A 590-nucleotide genomic window follows, 5' to 3' on the forward strand; every position below is an offset into this window, starting at 1 on the left:
GTTCGGCCTCGTGCTGATGGCCGGCGGCGAGATCGTCCGACGCCGGGCGATGCCGCAGGTATCCGACCGGTTCGGCAATGCAATGATCCCCGGCGCGCTGACGGCGGCGGGTGCAGTGACGCTGCTGGGCGTGATCTATGCGGCCTACGGCGTCTACGGATTCATCGGCGCGACGCCGGCCTTCATCCTGCTCGCGCTCGTATCCTTCGCAACCATTGGACTGTCGCTGCTGCACGGGCAGGCGCTGGCCGGGCTCGGCCTGCTCGCTTCGCTGCTGACGCCGGCCTTGGTCGCCAGCGAACAACCGAACCCGAATGCGCTGTTCGCCTTCCTCTGCCTCACCTGGGTGGCCGTCAATGCCGCCTCGCGCTTCCGCCGCTGGACGATCGTGCCGATGCTCGCCAATATCGGCATCGGGCTCTGGGCGATCGCCTATACGTTCGGCGCCGCCGAGTTCGACCCGATGCCCTCGACGTTGACGCTGATCGTGATGATCGCCGGCACCGGCTGCTTTTGGCCGGGGGCCGCCTATGGCACCGACCGTGTGGCCAAAAGCGGCTGGAGCGGGATGCTCGGGCGCCAGCCGCTGG

1 protein-coding gene is annotated in these 590 nt (G+C 68.5%); it reads left to right on the plus strand.

Going from position 1 to position 590, the window contains the following annotated elements; translation table 11 throughout:
- On the plus strand, positions 1–590 hold a 590-nt coding region (locus MOV61_RS30170), incomplete at both ends, for a DUF2339 domain-containing protein (protein ID WP_247139208.1).

The organism is Neorhizobium sp. BETTINA12A, from assembly GCF_023006485.1.
Classification (GTDB): domain Bacteria; phylum Pseudomonadota; class Alphaproteobacteria; order Rhizobiales; family Rhizobiaceae; genus Neorhizobium.